The following is a 23,240-nucleotide window of genomic DNA, read 5'->3' as shown; positions in this document are numbered from 1 at the left end:
ATGACGGATGTGACGTGCGGTGACTGGCTGCTGGAGAGGGTCGGTGGCTGGGGGCGGGTCGGTGGGGTGGCTGGCGTGAGCTTCGAGGCGTACGCGCGGGTCCTGCACCCGGTGCCGGCGAGTCTGGAAGACCTCACGATCACCGATGAGTGGGGCATCCACCCGATGCTGCAGCAGACCACCTGGCGGTGGTCACACGTGGCTGAGCGTCAGGGGCTGACCATGCACCCGCTCGTCCAGTGGAACCGGCTTGCGGACATGCACCAGGGGGTGGACTTCGAGGACGGCTGGCAGGTGGGGCAGACCCGGGAGGGTCATCTCGACCAGCATCTGCTGGCGGCGCTCGCAGAGCACCTGGCAGGCGCGACCGCGACACCGCGAGACGTCGCGGCCGGCATCTGGAACGGCTGGGGTGAGCTGCCCGCCGAGGGTGTCACCTATGCCGACGTGCTGCCCCGCACCGTGCGGCAGTGGTGGGAGGGGCGTCGAGCGCGTCGTGCCAGGGCTGCTGCCGGGGGCGACTACTTCGCGTGGCCCGATCGGGAGATGCACCTCTTCGCGACATCGGTGGAGGAGCTCGCCGGCCACCCGGCCTTCGATGACGTCAGCCCGCAGATGATCTGGCCGGCAGACCACTCGTGGGTCGTCGCGAGCGAGATCGACTGGGACAGCACGATCGTCGCCGGGTCTCGGTCACTCGTCGACGCGGTGCTGGCGGACGGGCGCCTCGAGGCCTACGAGGTGGACGAAGACGCCGATCTGACCTGGGACGGCGACCTCGTCAACCCACCTCGGGCCGGCTGGCGCGCAGGACCCTGAAGCCCTTGCTCGTCGTGACGCGCTGCGTCGGCAGGCCGAGCTCGCTGGTGATCCACGAGGCGTAGCCGTCGGCTCCGAGGTTCTTGCCGATGACGAGGTGGGCGTCGGCCCCCTTCGCCAGACGGGGGAGCCACGTGCTCAGCAGCTCCTGTACGGCCGGCTTGCCGATGCGGATCGGCGGGTTGGACCAGATGGCGGCGAAGGGGAGGTCTGCCGGGACCTCGTCCGGCCGGGCAGTCCGCACGTTGTCGAGACCCAGCGACGCGGCATTGCGGCGGGTGAGGTCGAGAGCACGCTCGGTGACGTCCACGGCCCAGACGGTGGCCTCGGGGGAGTGCATCGCGAGAGTGAGAGCGATCGGCCCCCAACCACAGCCGATGTCGAGCAGGTCTCCGGCAGAAGGGGGCTCGGGCACCTCGTCGAGGAGGATCGCCGTCGCGCGGTCGAGACCACCGGGGGAGAAGATGCCGCCCGCGGTCTCGACGGTGACCTCGCGCCCGGCCAGCTCGACGACGTGGGAGCGCCGCTGCTTGTCGGTCGCTGCGGGGGAGTCGGTGAAGTAGTGGTCGGTCACGAGGTCACCCTAGATCCGTTGTCGGTGAGCGGTGGAACACTCGTGGTGTCGAGGAGGTCGTGGGCCGCAGCGATCTGAGCGACTTCGTCACAGAGTTGTCCCCACCCCCTTGCATTGTTCGAACAGGTGTTCGATAATGGGTGGAGCGAAGGGAGGCGCGATGACCGATCAGGTGGAGATCAGCAGCGCGGCGGATGGGTCGCCGGTGCGCGAGTCCTTGTCCGGTCGGCTGGCTGCCTCGCTGGAGGTGTTGTCCGCGGCTCGCGCGGAGGGTTTGTCCGAGGCGGAGCTGTTGGAGGTTGTCTCTGTGTTGGAGGCGACGAAGGGGGCGGCTGCGGCGTTGCAGGCTCGCGCGACGGCTCGTTTTATCGAGGATCGCGATGCTCGGGTGGCGCAGGACCGTGTGGATGAGGTGATCTCGGCGCGTGAGGCGTCGTGTCGCCGGCGTGGGGCGCGGGCGGAGCTGGCTCTGGCTCGGCGGTGCGCGCCGGGGCAGGCGGATCGGCACGTTGGCCTGGCGAAGGGTTTGGTGCATGACCTGCCGCACACGTTGGCGGCGTTGACGTGTGGTGAGTTGTGTGAGTGGCGGGCGACGATCGTGGCTCGTGAGACCGCGTGTCTCAGTCATGAGGACCGCCTCGAGGCTGACCGCAGGCTGGCGGGGTGCCTGACGACGGTCAGTGACAAGGAGCTGGCGGCTGCGGCGCATCGGGCAACGGTGGATCTGGACGCAGAGGCTCTGGTGCGTCGCCGTCGCAGGGCAGTCGCTTCGAGGAATGTGTCGGTGCGTCCGGCGCCGGATGGGATGGCGTGGTTGAGCATCCTGGGTCCGCTGACGGATGTGGTCGGGGCGTTTGCGGCGTTGAAGAAGGCTGAGCAGTCCCGGTGGGTCGCGACGGGTGACCCGGCGGTCGACGCGGCTCGGGTCGCGGATGAGCGGGGCCGGGGCGCCTGGATGGCTGACACGGCCCTGGAGCTGTTGTCCGGTCGCGCGGAGGGCCAGCCCCAGCCGGTCGAGGTCGCCTTGGTGATGCGCGAGGGCGCGGTCGTGCCCACGGACAGCGACACGGAGCCTGTACCGGGTGATGAGGTCGAGGTTCCGGGGTGGGGTGCGATGCCCGGCGTGATGGCTCGTGAGCACCTGCTGCGGTTGTGCGACACCGGGACCGCGACGTGGTTGCGGCGGTTGTGGACCGCTCCGGGCGGCCGGGACCTGGTGGCGATGGACTCCACCCGCAGGCTGTTCTCCGGGGTGTTGAGGCAGTTGGTCGAGCTACGGGACGCGACCTGCCGGGTGCCCTTCTGCGGCGCCCCGATCCGCGACATCGACCACGTGACCGGTCACGCCCGTGGTGGCGAGACGTCAGCGATCAATGCGATGGGTGAGTGTCAGCTGCACAACCTGGTCAAGGAAGCCCCCGGGTGGCGAGCCGAGGTCGTCTCGACCGGGTTGGATCCCGGCGGCGGACCGCACGAAGTCACCCTTACAACACCGACCGGCAAGGACTACTCCTGCGTCGCGCCACCCGTGCTCGGACACGGGCGACCGCAACCATCTGAACCAGAGCACTCACGCTGCGCCGATGGGGCTGATTTGCGGCATCAAGGCCGCGGCTTCGACATCCAGTACTCGCCCCTCGAGGTCCACCTCGCGGGCCTGACGGATGCGGCGTAGCCCGCCTTCGCCACAGCAGGTCAGGTGGACGCGACCAACCCGTGCAGGTGCATGGCGTGCCAGCCGTCAGCATGGAGCAAGGCACTGGCAGCAGTGCCCTCAGCGCGATAGCCGCATGCCTCGGCGACACGACATGACGCAGTGTTGGCTACGGAGTGACGCAGCTCGATGCGGTGCAGGCCGGCGCCGATCGCCCACTCGGTCAGCATTCCGACGGCGCTGACGGCATGGCCGTACCCTCGGGCTCGTGGGAGTGTCCAGTAGGCGATCTCGGCACAGCCCCCGCCCAAGGTCAGCCACCGGAATCCGACCCGGCCGACGACGTGGGCATCCACCTCGCCCGCCCAGTCCGCAGCCGACTCCTGCCGCCAGCTTTCGTCCTTCGTCAGGATCCACTCCCCGGCCTCCCGAAGCGTCATCGACCGGGAGTGCCACTGGCGGATGTCGGGATCCGCATGGGCCTCGACGAGCGCAGGAGCGTCCTGCGCCACCCACGGTCTCAGGATGCGTGAGCCCGACGACAGCACGGGCTGTCGTCGGCTGCCCCACGTACCGGGCGGCACCAACGGTTGAACGAGACGGGACACGCTGCTCAGACCACGTCCTCGTCCACCCAGTCGAGGGTTTTGCTGATCGCCTTGGTCCAGTTGCGGTGCAGCCGTGCCACCTCGTCCTCGTCCATCGACGGCGACCATCGCTCGTCCTCCGACCAGTTGTCGACGATCTCGTCGGTGGATCCCCAGTACCCGACGGCCAGGCCGGCAGCGTACGCGGCACCGAGGGCCGTGGTCTCGGCAATCTTCGGCCGGACGACATCGACCCCCAGCACGTCTGCCTGGAACTGCATGAGGGTCGCGTTGGCCACCATGCCGCCATCAACCTTGAGCTCGGTGAGGCGCCCACCGGCCCGCTCGGCGTCGTCCTGCATCGCGTCCAGGACGTCCTTGGTCTGGTAGGCCGTGGACTCCAGCGCCGCCCGGGCGATGTGGCCCTTGTTGGCGAAGCGGGTCAGCCCGAGGATCGCGCCGCGGGCATCCGGCCGCCAGTGCGGGGCAAAGAGCCCCGAGAAGGCTGGCACGAAGTACACCCCGCCGTTGTCCTCGACGCTGCTCGCGAGCTGCTCGACCTCGGGGGCCTCCTTGATGAAGCCCAAGTTGTCCCGCAGCCACTGGATGAGCGATCCCGTCACGGCGATCGACCCCTCGAGCGCGTACACCGCCGGCTCCTCGCCGAGCTGGTAGCAGACGGTCGTCAGCAGACCGCTGTCACTCGTGACGATCTCGGTCCCGGTGTTGAGCAGCATGAAGTTGCCGGTGCCGTAAGTGTTCTTCGCCGACCCTGGTGTCAGGCAGGCCTGGCCAAAGGTGGCCGACTGCTGGTCGCCCAGGATCCCGGCGATCGGCGTCCCGTTGAGCACGCCGGGCTTGCACTCGCCATAGACCTCGGACGACGAGCGGATCTCGGGCAGCAGCTGCATCGGCACCCCGATCGCCTCGCAGGTCTCCTCGTCCCACGCGAGCGTCTTCAGGTCCATCAGCATCGTGCGGGAGGCATTGGTGACGTCGGTGACGTGGACACCCTCGTTTTCCCCACCGCCGGTGAGGTTCCACAGCACCCAGGTGTCCATCGTCCCGGCGAGCAGCTCGCCGGCCTCGGCCCGCTCGCGCGCGCCCTCGACGTGGTCGAGGATCCAGGCGATCTTGGGTCCGGCGAAGTAGGTCGCCAACGGCAGCCCGCAGACCTCCTTGAAGCGGTCGAGCCCCCCATCCTGCGCCAGCTCGTCGACGAGCCCCTGGGTGCGCGTGTCCTGCCAGACGACGGCATTGTGGATCGGCCGCCCGTCGGCCTTGTCCCACACGACCGTCGTCTCGCGCTGGTTGGTGATGCCGACGGCTTCGATGTGGCCGCTGTTCAGGTTGGCCTTGCCCAGTGCGCCGCCGATGACGCGCCGCGTGTGGTCCCAGATCTCCAGGGCATCGTGCTCGACCCAGCCGGCCCTGGGGAAGATCTGCTCGTGCTCGATCTGGTCGCTCGCGATCACGGTGCCATCCCGGTCGAAGACCATCGCCCGGGTGCTCGTCGTCCCCTGGTCGATGGCCAGCACGTATGTCTTCGGTGCACTCATGTCCGGCATCTTGTCAGGTCGGCTTCACCGATGGAGGGGAGCGCGACTACCGTTGTGCCATGCCGAATCCCACCCCGCTTGACCCAACGCAGCGCGCCGCAGCCTGGCGTCGCATCGCCGAAGAGGACCTGGACGTCCTCGTCATCGGCGGTGGCGTGACCGGCGCCGGCGTCGCTCTCGACGCTGCCACCCGTGGTCTCAAGGTGGCTCTCGTCGAGCAGCGCGACTTCGCGTCGGGCACCTCTTCGCGCTCCAGCAAGCTCTTCCACGGCGGTGTGCGCTACCTCGAGCAGCTGAACTTCGGGCTCGTCCGCGAGGCGCTCAAGGAGCGCGAGCTGATGCTGACGCGCATCGCGCCCCACCTGGTCAAGCCGGTCTCCTTCCTGTATCCGCTCTCGCACCCGATCTGGGAGCGGCCGTACGTGACCGCAGGGCTGACGCTCTACGACACGATGGGCGGCGGCCGGTCGGTGCCCCGCACCAAGCAACTGACGAAGGGGGGAGTGCGGCGGATCGCGCCCGGCCTCAAGCCGTCGGTCCACCACGGTGGCCTGCTCTACCACGACGCCCAGTGCGACGACGCTCGTCACACCCTGACGGTCGTGCGTACCGCAGCCTCCTACGGAGCAACTGTCCTCAACTCCGCAAAGGTCACCGGTCTGCTGCACGCAGGTGAGCGGGTCGTGGGTGCGACGGTCCTCGATGTCGAGACGGGCGACGAGGTCGAGGTCAGGGCCTCGGTGGTCATCAACTGCACCGGTGTGTGGACTGATGACATCCAGCGGATGGCCGGCGGTCGCGGCCGGTTCCACGTCCGCGCGAGCAAGGGCGTGCACATCGTCGTGGCCCGTGACCGGGTCAACTCCGAGACGGGCCTGATCCTGCGGACGGAAAAATCCGTCCTCTTCTGCATCCCGTGGGGCACCCACTGGATCATTGGCACCACCGACACCGACTGGAACCTCTCGCGGGCACACCCGGCGGCGACGTCCGCGGACATCGATTACATCCTCGAGCAGATCAACGGCGTGCTCCTCACCCCGCTGACCCGTGAGGACATTCAGGGCGTCTACGCCGGTCTGCGACCGTTGCTGGCGGGAGAGTCAGAGGAGTCCTCGCAGCTCAGCCGGGAGCACGCGGTCGCCCGCCCCCAGCCGGGGCTCATCTCCATCGCCGGCGGCAAGTACACGACCTATCGCGTCATGGCACAGGATGCGGTCGACGCGGCCCGTGAGGACCTGTCCGCGGGTGTCCCCGACAGCGTCACCGAGCACATCCCTCTCATCGGTGCCGAGGGGTACCCGGCGCTCGTCAACCAGGTGGACACGCTCAGCCGCCGGCACGACCTGCCCGTCTGGCGGCTCACCCACCTGCTCGACCGCTACGGCTCCCTCTCGGTCGACCTCTTCGCGCTCATCGACGAGGACCGCTCTCTCGCAGAGCCGCTCACCGGTGCCGAGGAGTACCTGCGGGTCGAGGTCGTCTACGCGGCGCGGCACGAGGCGACGATCCACCTCAACGACCTGCTGACCCGCCGGACCCGGATCTCCATCGAGACCCCGGACCGGGGTGTGCTGGCCGCCCGGACGGCCGGCCCGATCCTCGCTGCCGAGCTCGGCTGGGACGAAGAGCGGACCAGCTCGGAGATCGAGCACTACGTGCGTCGGGTGCAGGCCGAGATCGAGAGCCAGCAGCTGACCGAGGACGAGCGGGCAGACGCCGAGCGCACCGAGGCGACCGACATCCGCACCCTGGCCAAGGGCTGAGGGGTCACTCCCCGCCGGCAGTGCCCGAGCGCTGATCGACGGTGTGGGGAGGGAGCACGATCGGCTCCCTCCCTTCGCCACGCACGCAGCCGAAGTACGCGGCGGTGAGGAGCAGAAGTGCCCCCGCCCCGACGTAGAACGCATTGCGACCTGCGTCGGTGGTGGCCAGCAGCACGATGACACCGACCATGAAGGCGATCGCGATGGTGTTGAGCACGGGGAAGAGGGGCATGGCGTAGCTCGTCGCCGCAGCGCCCTCGCGGGTCATGCGGGCCCGCATCCGCCAGTGGGCGAGCAGGATCATCAGCCAGGTGAAGACCGTGGCGAACGTGGCGATGGCTGCGACGTAGAAGAAGAGCCGGTCCTCGATGCTCAGGTAGAGCGCGATCCCGACCGCGCCGGTGACGAACATGCACAGGACGGGCACGACGGGGATGTGGCCGTGACGTGAGAGCCGCAGGAAGGACCGCGGCGCGTGCCCCTGCTCGGCGAGGCCGTACATCGTGCGGGAGCAGGCGTAGAAGATCGCGTTCATCGCCGACAGGGCAGCGGTGAGGACGACGAAATTCATGATGTGCTCGGCGGCCGGGATGTCCAGGGCGGCGAAGACCTCGACGAAGGGAGAGGTCTCGCCGGTCACCTCGCTCCACGGGATGATCGACATGATGACCGCGAGGGCCGCGACGTAGAAGAGCAGGATCCGGAAGGGCACCGTGTTGACCGCGCGAGCGATGGAACGGTCCGGGTCATCGGCCTCACCGGCGGTCATGCCCAGCGTCTCGATCCCGCCGAAGGAGAAGACGACGACACTCAGGCTCATGATGATCCCCCACAGGCCGAAGGGGGCGAAGCCGTCGTGGCTCCACAGGTTGGCGAAGTCGGGGGTGGTCCCGCCGACCTCCTTGCCCCAGAAGATGAGTACGAGGCCGCCGATGACGAGCGCGATGATCGCCAAGACCTTGATGAGGGAGAACCAGAACTCCATCTCGCCGAAGACCTGGACCGCCATGAGGTTGAGGCAGCCGATGAAGGCGATCGCGGCGACCATCCACGCCCACCCGGGCACGTCGGGGAACCACAGCCCCATGTAGGTGGCGACGGCCGTCATGTCGGCGATCGCGACGACGGCCAGCTCGAGCCAGAACACCCAGCCGGTGATGAAGCCGGCGAAGGGGCCGAGGAAGGACCCGGAGTACTGGGCGAAGGACCCGGCGACGGGGTGGCGCACGGCCATCTCACCGAGGGCCCGCATGACGATGAAGACCATCGCGCCGGCGACGAGGTAGGCCAGCAGGACCGCCGGGCCCGCGGCCTGGATCGTCTCGGAGGAGCCGAAGAACAGACCCGTGCCGATGGCGGTGCCGAGGGCGATGAACTGCACGTGGCGGGGGTTCAGTCCCCGCTCGAGGTGGTCCGTCGCGGGAGCCGGCTGCGCAGGTGTGGTGTGGGTGGACACGAGCGCCGACCTTACGCCGACGCCTCGAGCACGGCACATCGCGCTCACGCTCCAGGCCCCTGAAAGACTGGCTTGATGGGGATCTTCGACCGCTGGCGCAGGCCACCGCAACCACCACCGGTCGGAGGACACGAGGGGTCGGTGCTGCCGGCTCTGGACCCGCAGGCCGCTGACCGGCCCATGGCCGGCCCGCGCCAACCTGATCGAGCTGCCGCTCCCTGACCACGTGACGACCCTCCTCGACGAGGACGACCCGATGTCGCGCAGGGACGCGGCGGTCTGCTCGTCGCGATGCCGTGCCGCCACGTCCTGGCGGTGCACCCGGTCACAGGGCCCTGGTGCTCGCGATGAACTTCCTGGAGGTTTGCCGAGGGGGAGTACGAGAGCGAGCCCGGCCCCGTCAGCCCGCACGTCTACCACCTGGCCAGTGACGGCCGCACGAGCGGCGTCACGCGCCAGGCGAGTCCGGCAACGGCAACGCCGTCCTCATCGAGGGAGCTTTCCAGGAGGCCCTCATGGACGCGATCGGCGACGACGAGGACTAACCATTGGCCGAAGGGCGTTGCTGGGTGAGACCCTGAGGAGAACATGACAGAACCACTTCACGACCACGACGCGCCCAGCGACGACGCCATCGACGCCACGATCGACCGAGTCCTCTCGCGCCGCGCCCAGGCACTCGCCGAGGACGACGGCTTCATCGACGGCGGAGGCTATGACGGCGACCAGCTCGACCGCGAGGAGCGCTCCGCCCTGCGCCGTGTGCAGGGACTCTCGACGGAGATGGAGGACATCTCCGAGGTCGAGTACCGGCAGCTGCGCCTCGAGCGAGTCGTCCTGGCTGCCGTCTGGACGCAGGGCAGCGTCGAGGACGCCGAGAACTCGATGCGCGAGCTCGCCGCGCTCGCCGAGACGGCCGGCTCCGAGGTCCTCGAGGGGGTCCTGCAGAGGCGGCAAAATCCTGACCCCGGCACCTATCTCGGCTCCGGCAAGGCGCTCGAGCTGCGTGACATCGTGGTGGCGCAGGGCGCGGACACGGTCGTGTGCGACACCGAGCTGAGCCCGAGCCAGCGGCGTGCGCTCGAGGACGTCGTCAAGGTCAAGGTCATCGACCGCACGGCGCTGATCCTCGACATCTTCGCCCAGCACGCCCAGTCGCGTGAGGGTCGGGCGCAGGTCGAGCTGGCCCAGCTGCAGTACCTGCTGCCGCGTCTGCGCGGATGGGGCGAGTCGATGTCCCGTCAGGCCGGTGGCCAGGCGGCCGGTGGTCAGGGTATGGGCTCGCGTGGCCCCGGTGAGACGAAGATCGAGCTGGACCGTCGTCGCATCAACACGCGCATCGCCAAGCTCAAGCGCGACATCGCGGGGATGAAGACGCACCGCGACACCAAGCGCTCCTCACGCCGCAGCAATGGCACGCCCTCCGTCGCCATCGCCGGCTACACCAACGCCGGCAAGTCGACGCTGCTCAACCGCCTCACCCACGCCGGGGTGCTCGTCGACAACCAGCTCTTCGCGACCCTCGACACCACCGTGCGTCGCTCCGAGACGGTCGACGGACGCGAGTACACCCTCGCCGACACCGTCGGGTTCGTCCGCGAGCTGCCGCCGCAGCTCGTCGAGGCCTTCCGCTCCACGCTCGAGGAGGTGGGCGAGGCCGACCTGCTGCTGCACGTCGTCGACGGCTCGCACCCCGACCCCGAGGGGCAGATCTCCGCGGTGCGCAGCGTCCTGACGGATGTCGACGCGACCGATGTCAAGGAGGTCATCGTCATCAACAAGGCCGATGTCGCCGACCCCGAGGTCGTCGACCGCATCCTCCTGCACGAAAAGCACTCGATCGCCGTCTCCGCACGCACCGGCAAGGGCATCCCCGAGCTCCTGGCGCTCATCGCCGAGGAGCTGCCCAAGCCGGACATCGACGTCGAGGTCCTCGTGCCCTACGCGCGCGGCGACCTCGTCAGCCGACTGCACGACGAGGCGGAGATCCTCTCGGAGGACCACGTCGCCGACGGCACCCTGGTGCACGCCAGGGTCAACCCCGACCTCGCGTCCGAGCTGACCCCCTTCGCCGCTGTCGGCTGAGGCGGCTCACCTCGTGACGAGGAGGGCCGCCAGCCCGATCATCGTCACGCCGATGACGGCGTCGAGGACCCGCCAGGTCCCCGGACGAGCGAGGGGGCCCGCCAGGGCACGGGCCCCCAGGCCGAGAGCGGTGAACCAGATCGTGCTGCCGAGCATCGCGCCGCCGGCGAAGGCCCAGCGCTGCTCGCCGTGGCCGTTGGCGATCGAGCCGAGCATGAGGACCGTGTCGAGGTAGACGTGCGGGTTGAGGAAGGTGATCGCCAGCGTCGTCGCCACGACCGAGCCACGTGACGTCGCAGCCGAGGTGCTCAGCCCCTCCGGTCGGGCCGCTCGCCGCAGGGCGAGCAGCCCGTAGCCGATGAGATAGGCCGCGCCCAGCCAGGTGACGGCCCGCACGAGCCCGGGCTGCGCGCTCACCAGCGCGCCGACACCGGCGGTGCCGAGCCCGATGAGCAGCGCGTCTGCCGCGATGCAGATGAGGACGACGGGCGCGAGGTGCTCCCGGCGGATCCCCTGCCGCAGGACGAAGGCATTCTGGGCGCCGATGGCGACGATGAGGGTCAGGCCGGTGAGCAGACCGGCGAGCGTGGAGAGGGGCACGCGATGACACTAGATCGCTGCTGACGTGAAGACCAGCGAATGTTTTGATCGGATCATTAGCATGACTTCATGCACCTCGATCAGCTGCGCGCCCTCTTGGCGGTCCTCGACCACGGCACCTTCGAGGCGGCGGCGCGAGCGCTGCACCTCACCCCGTCGGCCGTCAGCCAGCGGATCAAGGCACTCGAGCGCGACACCGGGCGGGTCCTCGTCGAGCGCACGACTCCCTGCCGCGCGACCGCGGTGGGGGAGACCATCGTGCGGGCGGCGCGCCAGATGGTCCTCCTGGAGGAGGACGTGCGGGTGGCCCTCGGCGACGGGGGCGAAGGGGGTGCTGCCGCCGTCCACCTGCCCGTAGCCGTCAACGCCGATTCCCTCGCGACATGGTTCGTGCCGGTCCTCGCTGCGGCGGCCACGTGGGACGACACCTTGCTCCACCTGGAGGTCGAGGACGAGGAGTACAGCGCCGACCACCTGCGACGTGGCGGTGTGGTCGGGGCGGTGACGGCCGACCCTGTGCCGGTGGCGGGGTGCCGGACCGAGCCGCTCGGTGCGATGCGCTACCTGCCGGTGGCCTCGCCGGGGCTGGCTGAGCGGTTTGCTCGAGGACGTGGCTACGCGTGGGACCAGATGCCGGTGCTGCGCTTCAACGCCAAGGACGACCTGCAGCTCGGGGTCCTGCGGGACCTCGGCGTCGCGCAGCCGCCGCCGACCTCCCAGGTGCCGTCGTCCGAGGGTTTCGTCGCCGCGGTGCGGGCGGGGCTCGGCTGGGCGATGGTCCCCGAAACCCAGCTGGGTGATGACCTGGAGACCGGGGAGCTGGTGCTGCTGCGTCAGCGGGCGCACCGTGATGTCCCGCTCCACTGGCAGGTCTGGACCCTGCAGACGCCGCGGATCGCCCGCCTGACCACGGCCGTCCACGAGGCGGCGCGGGCGCTGCGGGCCGTCCGGCGCACGGATCTTCCGGCTGTCGGTGCCCGGCACTAGCGTCGGTGCATGGCATCGACACTCAACCCGTATCTCAACTTCGACGGCAACGCCCGCGAGGCGATGGAGTTCTACCAGTCGGTCCTCGGCGGTGAGCTGCTCGTCCACACCTTCGGTGAGTACATGCCCGACGCGGGCGACATCGGCGACCAGGTCATGCACGCCAGTCTCCAGACGGAGGCCGGCTACGCGATCTTCGCCAGCGACACCCCGCCCGGCATGCAGGCCTCGTCGGGCACGAGCATCACCGTGAGCATCAGCGGCGACGAGACCGAGCGTCTCCGCGGCTACTGGGCAGGCCTCACCGAGGGAGGCACCATCGAGGTGCCGCTCGAGGTGCAGATGTGGGGTGACGAGTACGGCTCCTTCACCGACCGCTTCGGCATCCCGTGGATGGTCAACATCGCGGTCAGCGAGAGTTGAGGACCTCAGCGCTGCTGACGATCTCGATCTGCGGGGCATAGAGCCCCATGACCTGCAGGGCGGCAGCGTGGTTGTCCTCACTCGAGCCGGCGCAGGCATCGGCGGCCACCACGACGGTGGCGCCGGCGTCGGCGGCAGGCAGGGCCGTCGAGATGACACAGCAGTCCGTCGACACCCCCGCGAGGACGAGCGTGGGCGTGGCGCCGGTGAGACGGGTCAGGCCCTCGCCCCACTTGCCGAAGGTCGAGACATCGACCGTGCCCCGGCTGCTCCACCCGTTGGCGGGGGAAACGAGGTCGAAGAGCGGATCGGTGTCGGGCTGGTCGGCGAAGGGCCACCGCTCGAAGTAGGGCCCCCACGAGCCAGCGCGCTCGGTGCCCGGCAGCCATCGGGTGACGATCGTGTGGTCCGCCCCGAAGCCCGAGCGCAGGCTCTTGATCGGACCGAGCGCGTCGTCAAACATGGGCGAGCCCCACTCGCTCCTGACGTCGGCGAAGATCTTTTGCGGGTCGATGATGACCAGCCAGGCATCGGTCAGGTCGGGGAGAGCGGGCTGCGACCCGCTCTCGGCATTCATGCCGCCTCCTGACGACGCACGACTGCGCGCCGTGCGACATAGGTGATGACGAAGGCCAGCACGAGTGCGGCCAGGACGCCGAGGTTGGCATAGGACCAGTCGCCGGCCCAGTAGTTGCCACCGGGGTCCTCGACGAGGTCGGTGCCCATGAAGGCCTTGAGCAGGTAGCCCTGCCAGTTGTTCCACGTCGAGTCGGGCATGGCATTGGTGACCAGACCCCACCCGATGACCGAGGTGAGCACCATCGTGCCGACCGAGATCCAGTCGACGGCGCCGTAGCGGCCCCGGGAGTCGAAGAGCGCCTCCTCGTCGTAGTCCTCACGGCGCAGTGCCAGGTCGGACAGGAAGATCCCCGCCCAGGCGGCCAGCGGGACGCCGAGGGTGATGAGGAAGGACTGGAAGGGCCCGAGGAAGTTCTCCGCGAAGAAGACGACGTAGATCGTGCCGAGGGTGAGCAGCAGCCCGTCGAGACCCGCGGCCGCGGGGCGGGGGATCCGTACGCCGAGGCTGAGCAGTGTCAGCCCGGAGGAGTAGATGCCCAGCACGGCGCCGGAGACCAGCGCCAGCACTGCGGCGACGCCGAAGATCACGAGGTACCAGGTCGGCAGGATCGTCGCGAGGGTGCCGACCGGGTCGGCGACGATGCCGGCGCGCAGGTCGGCGTCGGACCCGGCGAGGCCGATGCCGTAGACGACGAGCAGGGCGGGCGCGAGGGCGCCACCGAGCGTGTTCCACGCCACGATCGCGCCGGAGGAGGCCTCGCGGCTCTGGTAGCGCGACCAGTCGGCGGCGATGTTGATCCAGCCGAGCCCGAATCCGGTCATCACCATGATGAGCGCGCCGAGCAGCTGCTGGATCGACCCGCCCTCCATCGCGGTGAGGGTCGGGAAGTCGATGTGCCCGACGGTGAGGGCGACATAGACGATCGTCGCCACCCCGGTCAGCCAGGTGAGCAGGGACTGCATCCGCATGATCAGGTGGTAGCCCGCCACGGAGGCGGTGACGATGAGCGCGGCCACGACGAGCATCGCGATGACCTTGGTGGGCGTCCCACCGCCCCACCCGAGCTCGCGCATGACGGTGGCGGTGGCCAGGGTCGCCATGATCGCGAGGAAGGTCTCCCAGCCGATCGAGACGATCCAGGAGACGACACCCGGAAGCTTTTGCCCCTGCACACCGAAGGCCGCCCGCGAGATGACCATCGTCGGAGCCGATCCCCGCTTGCCCGCGACGGCGACGAGTCCGCACAGCAGGAAGGAGATGACGATCCCGATGACGGAGACGACGACGGCTTGGACGAAGGAGATCCCGAAGTCGAGGACGAAGCTGCCGTAGGAGATGCCGAAGACGGACACATTGGCCGCGAACCACGGCCAGAAGAGGTCCGCGGGCCTGGCCGTGCGGTCAGCCTCGTCGATGATCTCGATGCCGGTCGTCTCGACACCGGCACGACGGACGGAGTCGAGGGTGTCGCCTCTGCGGGAGTCAGCGCTCATTCGGGCAGACTGGCATACGTGGACACCCTCAGGAGCCGATGGCACGCCGATGTCATCGCACTGTGCCCGGCTGCGGACGGTCAGCTCGTCGCGGCCGAGGGGACGAGTCTGCTCGATCGCTGGCTCGAGGACCACCGCTCCTACCACGACGCGGTGCACCTGGCGGAGGTCCTCGCGGCACTCGACGAGCTGCACGAAGGGGGCGACCTCCCTGCCCGCGAGCGGCACCTCGCGGGTCTGGTCGCCTGGTATCACGACGCGGTCTACGACCCCGCGGCAGCACCCGGTGCCAACGAGGAGGCCTCTGCGGACGTGGCGCAGGAGCGTCTGACGGCGCTCGGTGCCGACCCGAGCGATGTCGCGGTCATCGTCCGCCTGATCCGTGAGTCAGCGACGCACGAGATGACGACGTCGGATGCGACGACGCGCGCCTTCCACGATGCCGACCTGTGGATCCTCTCGGCGGATGCCGAGCGCTTCGACGCCTACTGCCACCAGGTCCGCATCGAGTACGGGATGTTCGCCGCCGCGGACTATGCCCGTGGACGGATCGCGGTGCTGACCCCCTTCGTCGAGCGGGAGCGTCTCTACCTCACCGACCAGGCGCACGAGCGGTGGACCGAGCGGGCCCGGCTCAACCTGCGTCGGGAGATCGACCGTCTCGCTGGGCCTGCGTGACGCGCAGCCCGCTGCGGATGAGCCGCCGGATCAGCTCGGAGCCGGCGACCTCGGTGGCCCCGGCGGCGACGACCTCGTCGTAGCGCTCCACCGGCACGTCGTAGTGGTCCTCGTCGAAGAGCTTGCGCGGGATGCCCAGGCCTTCGGCGAAGGCATGCAGCTCCTCCAGCGAGGAGTCGGAGACCAGGTGGCTCCAGACCCGTCCCCAGCCGGGCCAGGTGGGTGGGTCGACGAGGATCATCGTCGGCTCACAGCGGGTCGAGGATGCGCTTGAGGAAGGCCTGGGTGCGGGCCTCCTGCGGCTCGAGGATGACCTGCTCCGGTGCGCCCCGCTCCACGACGACGCCACCGTCGATGAAGAGCACGTCGTCGGCCACCTCGCGGGCGAAGCGGATCTCGTGCGTGACGACCACCATGGTCCAGCTCTGCTCCGCGAGGTCACGCATGACGGTGAGGACCTCACCGACGGTCTCGGGGTCGAGCGCGGAGGTCGGCTCGTCGAAGAGCACGACCGCCGGCCGCAGGGCCAGGGCCCGGGCGATGCCGACCCGCTGCTGCTGACCGCCGGAGAGCTGGAAGGGGTACTTGTCGGCGTGCTCGGACAGGCCCACCTGCTCCAGCAGCGACTTCGCCCGCTCCCGGGCGGACTGCGGGTCCTCGCCCTGGACGACGATCGGTCCCTCGGTGATGTTGTCGAGGGTGGTCTTGTGGGCGAAGAGGTTGTGCCCCTGGAAGACGAAGCCGGTCTGCGCCGCGAGGGCGTCTGCCTGCTCGCGCTGGGCACGTGGGAGGCGACCGTGCCGGTTGGGGGTGAGGTCGGCGAAGTCGACGGTGGTGCCGCCGATGGTGATGACGCCGGCGTCGGGTCGCTCGAGCCCGCCGAGCGAGCGCAGCAGGGTCGTCTTGCCCGACCCGGAGGGGCCGAGGACGACGGTGACGCCGCCCTCGGGGACGTCGAAGGAGATGTCCCGCAGGACCTCCAAGCCAGCGAAGCTCTTGCGGACATTGCGCGCGGAGACCACGGGCGTGCTGGCACTGGTGGGTACCTCAGTGGGCGACATAGCGGCTGAACCTCTCCTCGGCGCGGTCCTGCACGAGCGATAGGACGGTGCAGATGATCCAGTAGTAGAGGGCGGCGAGACCGAACATCGGCATGTACTGGAAGGTCGGGGCGGCCGCGAACCTCGCCGCCTGCGTCAGCTCGACGACGAGGATGATCGAGGTGAGCGAGGTGTCCTTGAGCAACGAGATCAACGTGTTGGACAAAGGCGGGATCGCCGTGCGGGCAGCCTGTGGCAGCACGATCCGGCGCAGCGCAGTCGTCCGGCTCATGCCGATCGTCTGCGCCGCCTCCCACTGTCCCTTGGGGATCGACTCCACCGCCGAGCGGATCACCTCGGCCGCGTAGCCGCCCACGTTGAGCGACAGGGCGATCACCGCTGCGACGAAGGGCGGCAGATCGATCCCGATCTCGGGCAGCGCGTAGAAGATCAGGAACAGCTGTACGAGCAGTGGGGTCCCGCGGATGATCGAGATGTAACCGCGAGCCATGGCCCGGGGCAGGGGTGACGACGACATCCGGCCCAGAGCGGCGACCAGCGCGAGGACCAGACCGGCGAGGAAGGAGACCGCCGTGAGCGGGATCGTCACCTTGACAGCTGCCACGGCCATCGGCCAGGCATTGGCCTTGATGAGTTCCCAAGAGCTCGGGGCGGCGTTGTCGGCGGTGAAGTACGTGTCGTAGATCCGCTGGGTGGTGCCGTCCGCCTCCATCTCCGCCAGTGCCTTGTTGATCGCCGGCATGTAGCCGGAGCCCTTTTTCGCGGCGAAGACCGACTGGGCCTGCTCATCGGTCTCGGCGACGATCTTCACCCCGGGATCCGGGCTGGTGGCGATGTAGTTGCGGACGGCGAGCTTGTCGTTGACGATCGCGTCGACGCGGTGCTCCCTGAGGCTGGCCATCGCCTCGTTCATGCCGTCGACGCCGACGATGTCGGCGTCGTATTCCTTGGCCACCTCTGCCCAGCTGCTCGTGATGTTCTGCGCGGACTTCTTGCCCTTGAGATCGGTGAGCTCGGTGATGCCCTTCGGGTTGTCCTCGGCGACGACGAGGACACCAGCGGTGTCGACGTACGGGTCGGACAGGTCGTAGAGCTGCTTGCGCTCAGGGTTGACGTTCACCTGGTTGGCGACGATGTCGAAGCGACCCGCCCCGAGGGCGGCAAACATCGAGTCCCACGGTGTCCCGACGAACTCGACCTCGACCCCGAGGCGCTCGCCGACGGCCTTGATCACCTCGACGTCGAAGCCGGTGAACTCGTCACCCTGCTTGATGGAGAAGGGCGCGTACACCCCTTCGGTCCCGACCCGCAGTGGGTTGGGGAGCTGGTCCGAGGCGGTTGACGGCGTGGTCGAGACCGCAGCGGGGGCCGCGGCAGCACCGGGTGCGGACAGCAGCGCGGGAGCCAGCGCGATCGCGAGGGCGAGCAGGAGGTGCGCGAGGCGCCGGGGGAGGGTGATCATCAGGCGCTCAGGATAGGCCCGATGTCACAGTCGTCGCAGGGCGGTCGCGAGGACGACGGCCTCCCCGATGCGGTCGGAGGCATCGAGGTCGACCTCGGCCTCGATGACCCAGTCGTGGTCGCCGGCGGGGTCGGCGAGCGTCTGGCGCACCCGCCACAGCCGCGCGTCGTCGACCTCGAGCGTGTCGCTGATGCCCGGCGGACGGCCGGTGGTCTCCTCAATGTGGAGGTGGTGCGGACCGCGTGCGTCCTGGTCGGTGCCGATGCGGTCGTGCTCCTCCCAGTAGTCGCCGAGGGCCGTGTCCCAGTCGTCGTAGCGCATGGCCGGCGCCCGGTCGTCGTCGGCCAGTTCCGCCGCGGCGGTCTCGATCGCGCTGAGGGCGGACAGGTCGTCGCGCGCGGCCTTGTCGACCCGCTGCCACAGGGCGCCGCGCACCATCGTGCGGAAGGGGCCGGTGCGGGCGGACAGGGGCCGCGGCGGCGGGGCGGCGTCGCGCCCTTCGGCGAGGGCTGCCGCAGACTCCGGGTCGGCGAGCGCCTCCCACTCGTCGAGCAGCGACGAGTCGGTCTGGCGCACGCTCTCGCCGAGCCAGTCGATGATCTCCTCGAGCTCGGGGGAGGAGTGCACATCGGGCACGGTGCGCATGAGCGTGCGGTAGGCGTCGGTGAGGTAGCGCAGCACGAGCCCCTCGCGCGGACCGAGGGTGAAGCGCCGCACGAAGTCGGCGAAGGACATCCCCTCCTCCCACATCAGCCGCACGATCGACTTCGGGATCAGTGCCTCCTCCGGCAGCCACGGATGGGTCTGCCGGTAGGTCTCGAAGGCTGCGGCCAGCTCCTCGGCGAGCGGTCGCGGCCAGGTGATCTCCTCGAGGAGCTTCATCCGCTCCTCGTACTCGATCCCGTCGGCCTTCATCTCGCCGATCGCCTCGCCACGGGCGGCGTGCTGCTGTGCCATGAGGATGGCGAAGGGGGCCTCCAGCACCGCCTCGATGGTGGAGACGACGTCGAGGGCGTGGGTGGGGGAGTCCGGGTCGAGCAGGTCCAGTGCCGCCAGCGCGAAGGGGGCCAGCGGCTGGTTGAGTGCGAAGTCGCGGGGCAGGTCGAGGGTGAGCGCCACGGTCCGCCCGGTCTCGTCCGGCTCCGGGAGGCGCTCCAGCACACCGGAGTCGAGCAGGCTGCGGCCCAGGCGGATGGTGCGCTGGGCCAGGCGGGTGCGTCCTCTCGCGTCCTCGTGGTTGTCCCGGGTGAGTCGGGAGAGCGCGGCGACCGGGTCGCCGGGACGGGCGACGAGGTTGAGGATCATCGAGTTGTCGACCTTCATCCGCGAGCGCAGCGTCTCGGGTGCGGCGGTCGTCAGCTTGGCGAAGGTCTCCTCGGTCCACACGACGAAGCCCTCCGGCGGCTTCTTGCGCTGGACCTTCTTGCGCTTCTTCTCGTCATCGCCGGCCTTGAGCAGCGCGCGGTGGTTGTCGATGACGTGCTCGGGGGCCTGGACGACGACATAGCCCTCGGTGTCGTAGCCGGCGCGACCCGCACGGCCGGCGATCTGGAGGAACTCCCGCACGCGCAGCACTCGGTGGCGGGAGCCGTCGAACTTGGTCAGGGAGGTGAAGAGCACGGTCCGGATCGGGACATTGATGCCGACGCCGAGGGTGTCGGTACCGCAGATGACCTTGAGCATCCCGGCCTGGGCGAGCTGCTCGACGAGGCGCCGGTAGCGCGGGAGCATGCCGGCGTGGTGCACGCCGACCCCGCGGCGCAGCATGCCGTTCAGCGTCCGGCCGAAGCCGGCGGAGAAGCGGAACCCGGCGAGCCGGTCGGCGATGGCCTGCTTCTCGTCGTTGTCGAGCAGCTTGAGGGTCTGCAGCAGTCGGGCGTGCTCGGCGGCGTTGGCCTGCGTCTGGTGGACGACGTAGACCGGCGCGCGGCGCCACTCGAGGATCTCCTCGATCGTCTCCTGGATCGGGGTGAGCGCCCACGAGAAGGTCAGGGGCACGGGCCGCTCGGCGTCCTTGACGACCACGACATCGCGGTCGGTGCGCTCGCGCAGGTCCTCTTCGATGGCGCGGGTGTCACCGAGCGTCGCGGACATCAGCAGCATCTGCGCCTGCGGCAGCTCCAGCAGCGGGACCTGCCAGGCCCAACCACGCTCGGGCTCGGCGTAGTAGTGGAACTCGTCCATGACGACGAGACCGACGTCGGCGTCACTCCCTTCGCGCAGGGCGAGGTTGGCGAGCACCTCTGCGGTGCAGACGATCACGGGGGCGTCGGCGTTGACCGAGGCATCGCCGGTGAGCATGCCGACGTTGTCCGCGCCGAAGGTCGCGCACAGGTCGAAGAACTTCTCGGAGACGAGGGCCTTGATGGGCGCTGTGTAGAAGGCGACCTCGTCCTTGGCCATCGCGTGCGCGATCGCGCCCGTCGCGACGAGGGACTTGCCGGAGCCGGTGGGGGTGGCCAGGACGACGTGGTCGTCACCGAGGAGGGCGAGGAGGGCCTCCTCCTGGTGGGGGTAGAGCGTGAGGTCGCGCCCGGCCGTCCAGGCCGAGAACCGCTCGAAGAGGTCGTCGGGTTCGGTGCCGACGGGGACGATGAGCGGATCTGCCATCCGCCCATCGTCCCAGCGGAGTTACCCGGGTGTCACCATGGGGTCCGTGACTGCACCACAGACGATCACCACCGACGCCATCTCCCTGCACCCGCCCGTCGACGACGACGCCCAGCTCGTGGCCGAGCTGATGGACGTGCCGGTCTCCGCCGACCGCCCCGCGCAGATCGTGCGCGGCTGGCGCGAGCACTGGGACGAGCACGGCTACGGCGCCTGGATCGTCCAGGACGCCGACGGACGCCGGGTCGGTTTCGTGGGCCTGCGGTCACACCCCGACTTCATCCGGGTGACCATCCGCGTCGTCGAGGGCGAAGGGGGTGACGACCTGGCCGCGCAGGCGCTGCGGCTGGTCGTCGGGCACTCCTTGGAGTGGCTGCCCGACCTGCCCCTGCGCATCCGTGTCGCCCCCGAGGACATCGCCACGCGCTTCGTCGCGGAGTCCGCGGGGCTGGTGCACGTGCCGGACCTGGACCACGTCGTCGACGGCGACGAGTGGCAGGTCCTCGAGCTCCCCTATGTCCGCATCGCCGACCGCATCCCGCCGCGGGCCCGCGAGGCGATGCTCACGATGTGGGTCGAGGTCAACGACGCGGGCGGCGCGGTGGGCTTCGTCCCCGGTGCCAGCGAGGAACAGGTGGCGGCCGTCCTCGACGGTTATGCCGCCAAGCTCGCTGACGGCAGCACGGTCTGCGTCGCGCTCAACTCGCCCCTCGGCGAGCTCCTCGGCTTCGGCTTCGTCGCGCGCGCGACCGGAGCCACCGTCGCCCACACCGCCAACCTCGAGCGGATCATGACCGACCCGGCGCGTCGGGGCACCAACCACGGCGCACTCCTCATGGCCGGTCTCCACCGCGGCGCTCGGGAGATGGGCGTCGAGCTGGTGACCCTCGACTACCGGGGCGGTACCGGGCTCGGCGAGTTCTACACCCGCTACGGCTACACCGAGGTCGGCCGCATCCCCGGTGGGGTGCGGGTCGCTCCCGGCGACGACCGGGACGGCGTGATCATGGCGCGCTCGCTGTGACGCACCTCGAGCCCTACGGGGACACGACGGCCTGGCTCGCGGTCCTGGACAGCTCCCAGGCCGAGGTCGCGGAGGCCCTCGGGCTGACCGGCGGCCGCACCGTCCCGGCGCCCGACGCCACCGGGGCCACGTCGGGGACCGGGCTGCTGCCTCCGGTGGCCGGGGTCGACGGTCGATGGACCCTCGCCGTCAGCACGGGGCTGGCCAGCATCTCGTCGAGGCGCCTGACCGCGCTCACCGCGCTCCTGGGCACACGGGTGCTCCTCTACGACACGATCAGCGATCCCGGCCGTCGGGACGACGTGCTCGCTCGTGCCGCGGCCGAGAGCGTCGACCCGAGGACCCTGTCCGGCGAGGTTCCCGGGCACGCGCTGCTCTTCGACGACCTCGACGAGGGCCTGCCGGCGGACGACCCGGTCGAGCTGCCTTCGCGCACACCGTGGCTGTGGTCCAAGCTCACTCGACGCTGACCTAGCATTCGGCGCATGACCCAGACCGATCAGGACACCGAGACCCGACCCCCCTTCGGCCTGGGGTGGCGCCTGCACGGCGACGGCCGCGAGGTCCTGCCCGGCGAGGTCGTCACCCCGGGGGAGCGGCTGTCGTGGCCGCGGACGATCGGTCTCGGGGCACAGCACGTCGTCGCGATGTTCGGCGCGACCTTCCTCGTCCCGCTCATCACCGGGCTGCCGCCCGCGACGACCCTCTTCTTCAGCGGCGTCGGCACGATGCTCTTCCTGCTCATCACGGCAGGGCGGGTCCCGAGCTATCTCGGCAGCTCCTTCGCCTTCATCGCGCCGCTCGCGGCTGCCTCGACGAGCCACGACATGCCGACCGCGCTCGGTGGTGTCGTCATGGCGGGCATCGCGCTGGCGCTGCTCGGCGTCGTCGTACAGCTCGCCGGTGACCGCTGGCTGCGCGCGATCATGCCGCCGACGGTCACGGGTGCGATCGTCGCGCTCATCGGACTCAACCTCGCACCGAGTGCCAAGACCAACTTCATCGTCTCGCCCGTCACCGCCCTGGTGACCGTCGCGGTCATCCTGCTGGTCACCGTCGCGACGCAGACCCTCTTCTCCCGCATCGCGATCCTCGTCGGCGTCGCGGCCGGGTACCTCACGGCGGTGCTGCGTGGCGAGGTCGACTTCGCCAAGGTGCAGGCGGCCGACTGGGTCGGGCTGCCGGCCTTCCACGCGCCCCACTTCGACATCGCTGTCGCTGGTCTCTTCATCCCGGTGGTCCTCGTCCTCGTGGCGGAAAACGTCGGGCACGTGCGATCGGTCGCCTCCATGACGGGTGAGGACCTCGACCCGATCACCGGGCGTGCGCTCATCGCCGACGGGCTGGCGACGACCCTCGCCGGGGCCGGTGGCGGGTCCGGCACGACGACCTACGCCGAGAACATCGGGGTCATGGCGGCCACCCGCGTCTACTCGACGGCGGCCTACTGGGTCGCGGCGGTCGTCGCCCTCCTGCTGTCCTTCTCGCCCAAGTTCGGCGAGGCGATCGCGACCGTCCCCCAGGGCGTGCTCGGCGGGGCGGGAGTCGTCCTGTACGGGATGATCGGCCTGCTGGGCGCCAAGATCTGGGTGGAGGCCAGGGTCGACTTCGGCAACCCGATCAACCTGATGACGGCCGCTGTCGCCCTGATCATCGGCGTCGCCGACTTCACGTGGCAGATCGGTGACCTGCAGTTCGCCGGCATCGCCCTCGGCACGGTCGCCGCGCTCGTCGGCTTCCACCTCATGCGGAGCATCAACCTCGTGACCCGGGCCGTGCCCGATCCGCTCACGCCGACCGACTGACCAGCCAGGATGAAGAT

The 23,240-nt window shown here is 69.6% G+C and carries 21 protein-coding genes; 10 read left to right on the top strand and 11 right to left on the bottom strand.

Annotated features, from left to right (window positions below):
* On the top strand, positions 1 to 819 hold the full coding sequence (locus JLI01S_RS07915) for a hypothetical protein (protein ID WP_068262725.1): 819 nt from the start codon (positions 1 to 3) through the stop codon (positions 817 to 819).
* Here JLI01S_RS07915 and JLI01S_RS07910 read toward each other — a convergent pair.
* A complete protein-coding gene (locus JLI01S_RS07910; protein WP_068262722.1) occupies positions 782 to 1,393 on the bottom strand; it encodes a class I SAM-dependent methyltransferase in 612 nt (203 codons plus the stop codon). The two genes, JLI01S_RS07915 and JLI01S_RS07910, sit on opposite strands and share 38 nt — an antisense overlap.
* An 814-nt stretch (positions 1,394 to 2,207) precedes the next feature.
* Here JLI01S_RS07910 and JLI01S_RS17795 point away from each other — a divergent pair.
* Entirely contained in the window at positions 2,208 to 3,068 is an 861-nt protein-coding gene (locus JLI01S_RS17795; RefSeq protein ID WP_439645564.1) for an HNH endonuclease, read from the top strand.
* 20 nt (positions 3,069 to 3,088) lie between these two features.
* On the opposite strand, the gene JLI01S_RS07900 is transcribed toward JLI01S_RS17795, so the two are convergent.
* Positions 3,089 to 3,763, bottom strand: a complete 675-nt coding sequence (locus JLI01S_RS07900; protein WP_084349286.1) for a GNAT family N-acetyltransferase — start codon at positions 3,761 to 3,763, stop codon at positions 3,089 to 3,091.
* Complete coding sequence (gene glpK, locus JLI01S_RS07895) at positions 3,661 to 5,193, bottom strand: glycerol kinase GlpK (RefSeq protein WP_157074869.1); 1,533 nt, start codon at positions 5,191 to 5,193, stop codon at positions 3,661 to 3,663. The genes JLI01S_RS07900 and glpK overlap by 103 nt, the downstream gene beginning before the upstream one ends.
* 59 nt (positions 5,194 to 5,252) lie before the next feature.
* Between glpK and JLI01S_RS07890 the strand changes: the two genes are divergently transcribed.
* A complete protein-coding gene (locus tag JLI01S_RS07890) occupies positions 5,253 to 6,959 on the top strand; it encodes a glycerol-3-phosphate dehydrogenase/oxidase (protein WP_068262709.1) in 1,707 nt (568 codons plus the stop codon).
* A gap of 4 nt (positions 6,960 to 6,963) precedes the next feature.
* Here JLI01S_RS07890 and JLI01S_RS07885 read toward each other — a convergent pair whose 3' ends face one another.
* Positions 6,964 to 8,415 carry an amino acid permease gene (locus JLI01S_RS07885; RefSeq protein ID WP_245634560.1) on the bottom strand — a complete coding sequence of 484 codons (1,452 nt, stop codon included), beginning with the start codon at positions 8,413 to 8,415 and terminating at the stop codon, positions 6,964 to 6,966.
* A gap of 588 nt (positions 8,416 to 9,003) precedes the next feature.
* On the opposite strand from JLI01S_RS07885, the gene hflX reads away from it, so the two are divergent.
* Positions 9,004 to 10,500, top strand: coding sequence for a GTPase HflX (gene hflX, locus JLI01S_RS07880; protein WP_068262706.1), 1,497 nt, complete (start codon positions 9,004 to 9,006; stop codon positions 10,498 to 10,500).
* A gap of 6 nt (positions 10,501 to 10,506) precedes the next feature.
* Here the strand turns inward: hflX and JLI01S_RS07875 are convergent, their stop codons facing one another.
* Entirely contained in the window at positions 10,507 to 11,100 is a 594-nt protein-coding gene (locus JLI01S_RS07875; protein ID WP_245634559.1) for a LysE/ArgO family amino acid transporter, read from the bottom strand.
* A gap of 69 nt (positions 11,101 to 11,169) precedes the next feature.
* Here JLI01S_RS07875 and JLI01S_RS07870 point away from each other — a divergent pair, with 69 nt between their 5' ends.
* Both JLI01S_RS07870 and JLI01S_RS07865 read left to right on the top strand, forming a co-directional pair.
* A complete protein-coding gene (locus tag JLI01S_RS07870; protein WP_068262703.1) occupies positions 11,170 to 12,087 on the top strand; it encodes a LysR family transcriptional regulator ArgP in 918 nt (305 codons plus the stop codon).
* A gap of 9 nt (positions 12,088 to 12,096) precedes the next feature.
* Positions 12,097 to 12,510 carry a VOC family protein gene (locus tag JLI01S_RS07865; RefSeq protein WP_068262700.1) on the top strand — a complete coding sequence of 138 codons (414 nt, stop codon included), beginning with the start codon at positions 12,097 to 12,099 and terminating at the stop codon, positions 12,508 to 12,510.
* Here JLI01S_RS07865 and JLI01S_RS07860 read toward each other — a convergent pair.
* Together JLI01S_RS07860 and JLI01S_RS07855 are read right to left on the bottom strand one after the other, a co-directional pair.
* Positions 12,497 to 13,087 (bottom strand): cysteine hydrolase family protein, encoded by a 591-nt coding sequence (locus tag JLI01S_RS07860; RefSeq protein WP_281177455.1) that lies wholly within the window; start codon positions 13,085 to 13,087, stop codon positions 12,497 to 12,499. The genes JLI01S_RS07865 and JLI01S_RS07860 overlap by 14 nt on opposite strands.
* The gene (locus tag JLI01S_RS07855; RefSeq protein WP_068262697.1) at positions 13,084 to 14,583 is read right to left on the bottom strand and encodes a purine-cytosine permease family protein; all 1,500 of its coding nucleotides are present in this window, start codon (positions 14,581 to 14,583) and stop codon (positions 13,084 to 13,086) included. The genes JLI01S_RS07860 and JLI01S_RS07855 overlap by 4 nt, the downstream gene beginning before the upstream one ends.
* Before the next feature lie 18 nt (positions 14,584 to 14,601).
* Here JLI01S_RS07855 and JLI01S_RS07850 point away from each other — a divergent pair, with 18 nt between their 5' ends.
* Entirely contained in the window at positions 14,602 to 15,261 is a 660-nt protein-coding gene (locus JLI01S_RS07850) for an HD domain-containing protein (protein ID WP_068262694.1), read from the top strand.
* On the opposite strand, the gene JLI01S_RS07845 is transcribed toward JLI01S_RS07850, so the two are convergent.
* From JLI01S_RS07845 to JLI01S_RS07830, 4 genes are read right to left on the bottom strand one after another with little or no spacing between them, the layout of a single operon-like run.
* Positions 15,218 to 15,502, bottom strand: coding sequence for a DUF4031 domain-containing protein (locus JLI01S_RS07845; RefSeq protein WP_068262691.1), 285 nt, complete (start codon positions 15,500 to 15,502; stop codon positions 15,218 to 15,220). The genes JLI01S_RS07850 and JLI01S_RS07845 overlap by 44 nt on opposite strands.
* A 7-nt stretch (positions 15,503 to 15,509) precedes the next feature.
* Positions 15,510 to 16,322 (bottom strand): amino acid ABC transporter ATP-binding protein, encoded by an 813-nt coding sequence (locus tag JLI01S_RS07840; protein ID WP_068262688.1) that lies wholly within the window; start codon positions 16,320 to 16,322, stop codon positions 15,510 to 15,512.
* The gene (locus tag JLI01S_RS17715; protein WP_084349284.1) at positions 16,309 to 17,784 is read right to left on the bottom strand and encodes an ABC transporter substrate-binding protein/permease; all 1,476 of its coding nucleotides are present in this window, start codon (positions 17,782 to 17,784) and stop codon (positions 16,309 to 16,311) included. The genes JLI01S_RS07840 and JLI01S_RS17715 overlap by 14 nt, the downstream gene beginning before the upstream one ends.
* 24 nt (positions 17,785 to 17,808) lie before the next feature.
* Entirely contained in the window at positions 17,809 to 20,394 is a 2,586-nt protein-coding gene (locus JLI01S_RS07830) for a DEAD/DEAH box helicase (protein ID WP_068262685.1), read from the bottom strand.
* Positions 20,395 to 20,440: 46 nt separating this feature from the next.
* Here JLI01S_RS07830 and JLI01S_RS07825 point away from each other — a divergent pair, with 46 nt between their 5' ends.
* The 3 genes from JLI01S_RS07825 to JLI01S_RS07815 are packed head-to-tail and all read left to right on the top strand — an operon-like array spanning position 20,441 to position 23,223.
* Entirely contained in the window at positions 20,441 to 21,418 is a 978-nt protein-coding gene (locus JLI01S_RS07825; RefSeq protein WP_157074868.1) for a GNAT family N-acetyltransferase, read from the top strand.
* Positions 21,415 to 21,888 (top strand): hypothetical protein, encoded by a 474-nt coding sequence (locus JLI01S_RS16915; RefSeq protein WP_068262678.1) that lies wholly within the window; start codon positions 21,415 to 21,417, stop codon positions 21,886 to 21,888. The genes JLI01S_RS07825 and JLI01S_RS16915 overlap by 4 nt, the downstream gene beginning before the upstream one ends.
* Before the next feature lie 15 nt (positions 21,889 to 21,903).
* Positions 21,904 to 23,223: a uracil-xanthine permease family protein gene (locus tag JLI01S_RS07815; protein WP_068262674.1), complete on the top strand. Its 1,320-nt coding sequence runs from the start codon at positions 21,904 to 21,906 to the stop codon at positions 23,221 to 23,223.
* The last annotated feature ends 17 nt before the right edge of the window (positions 23,224 to 23,240 follow it).

The organism is Janibacter limosus NBRC 16128 (assembly GCF_001570985.1).
Taxonomy (GTDB): Bacteria; Actinomycetota; Actinomycetes; order Actinomycetales; family Dermatophilaceae; genus Janibacter; species Janibacter limosus.
Note: the sequence above shows the minus strand (reverse complement) of the source record. Positions and strands in the feature narration are given on the sequence as shown.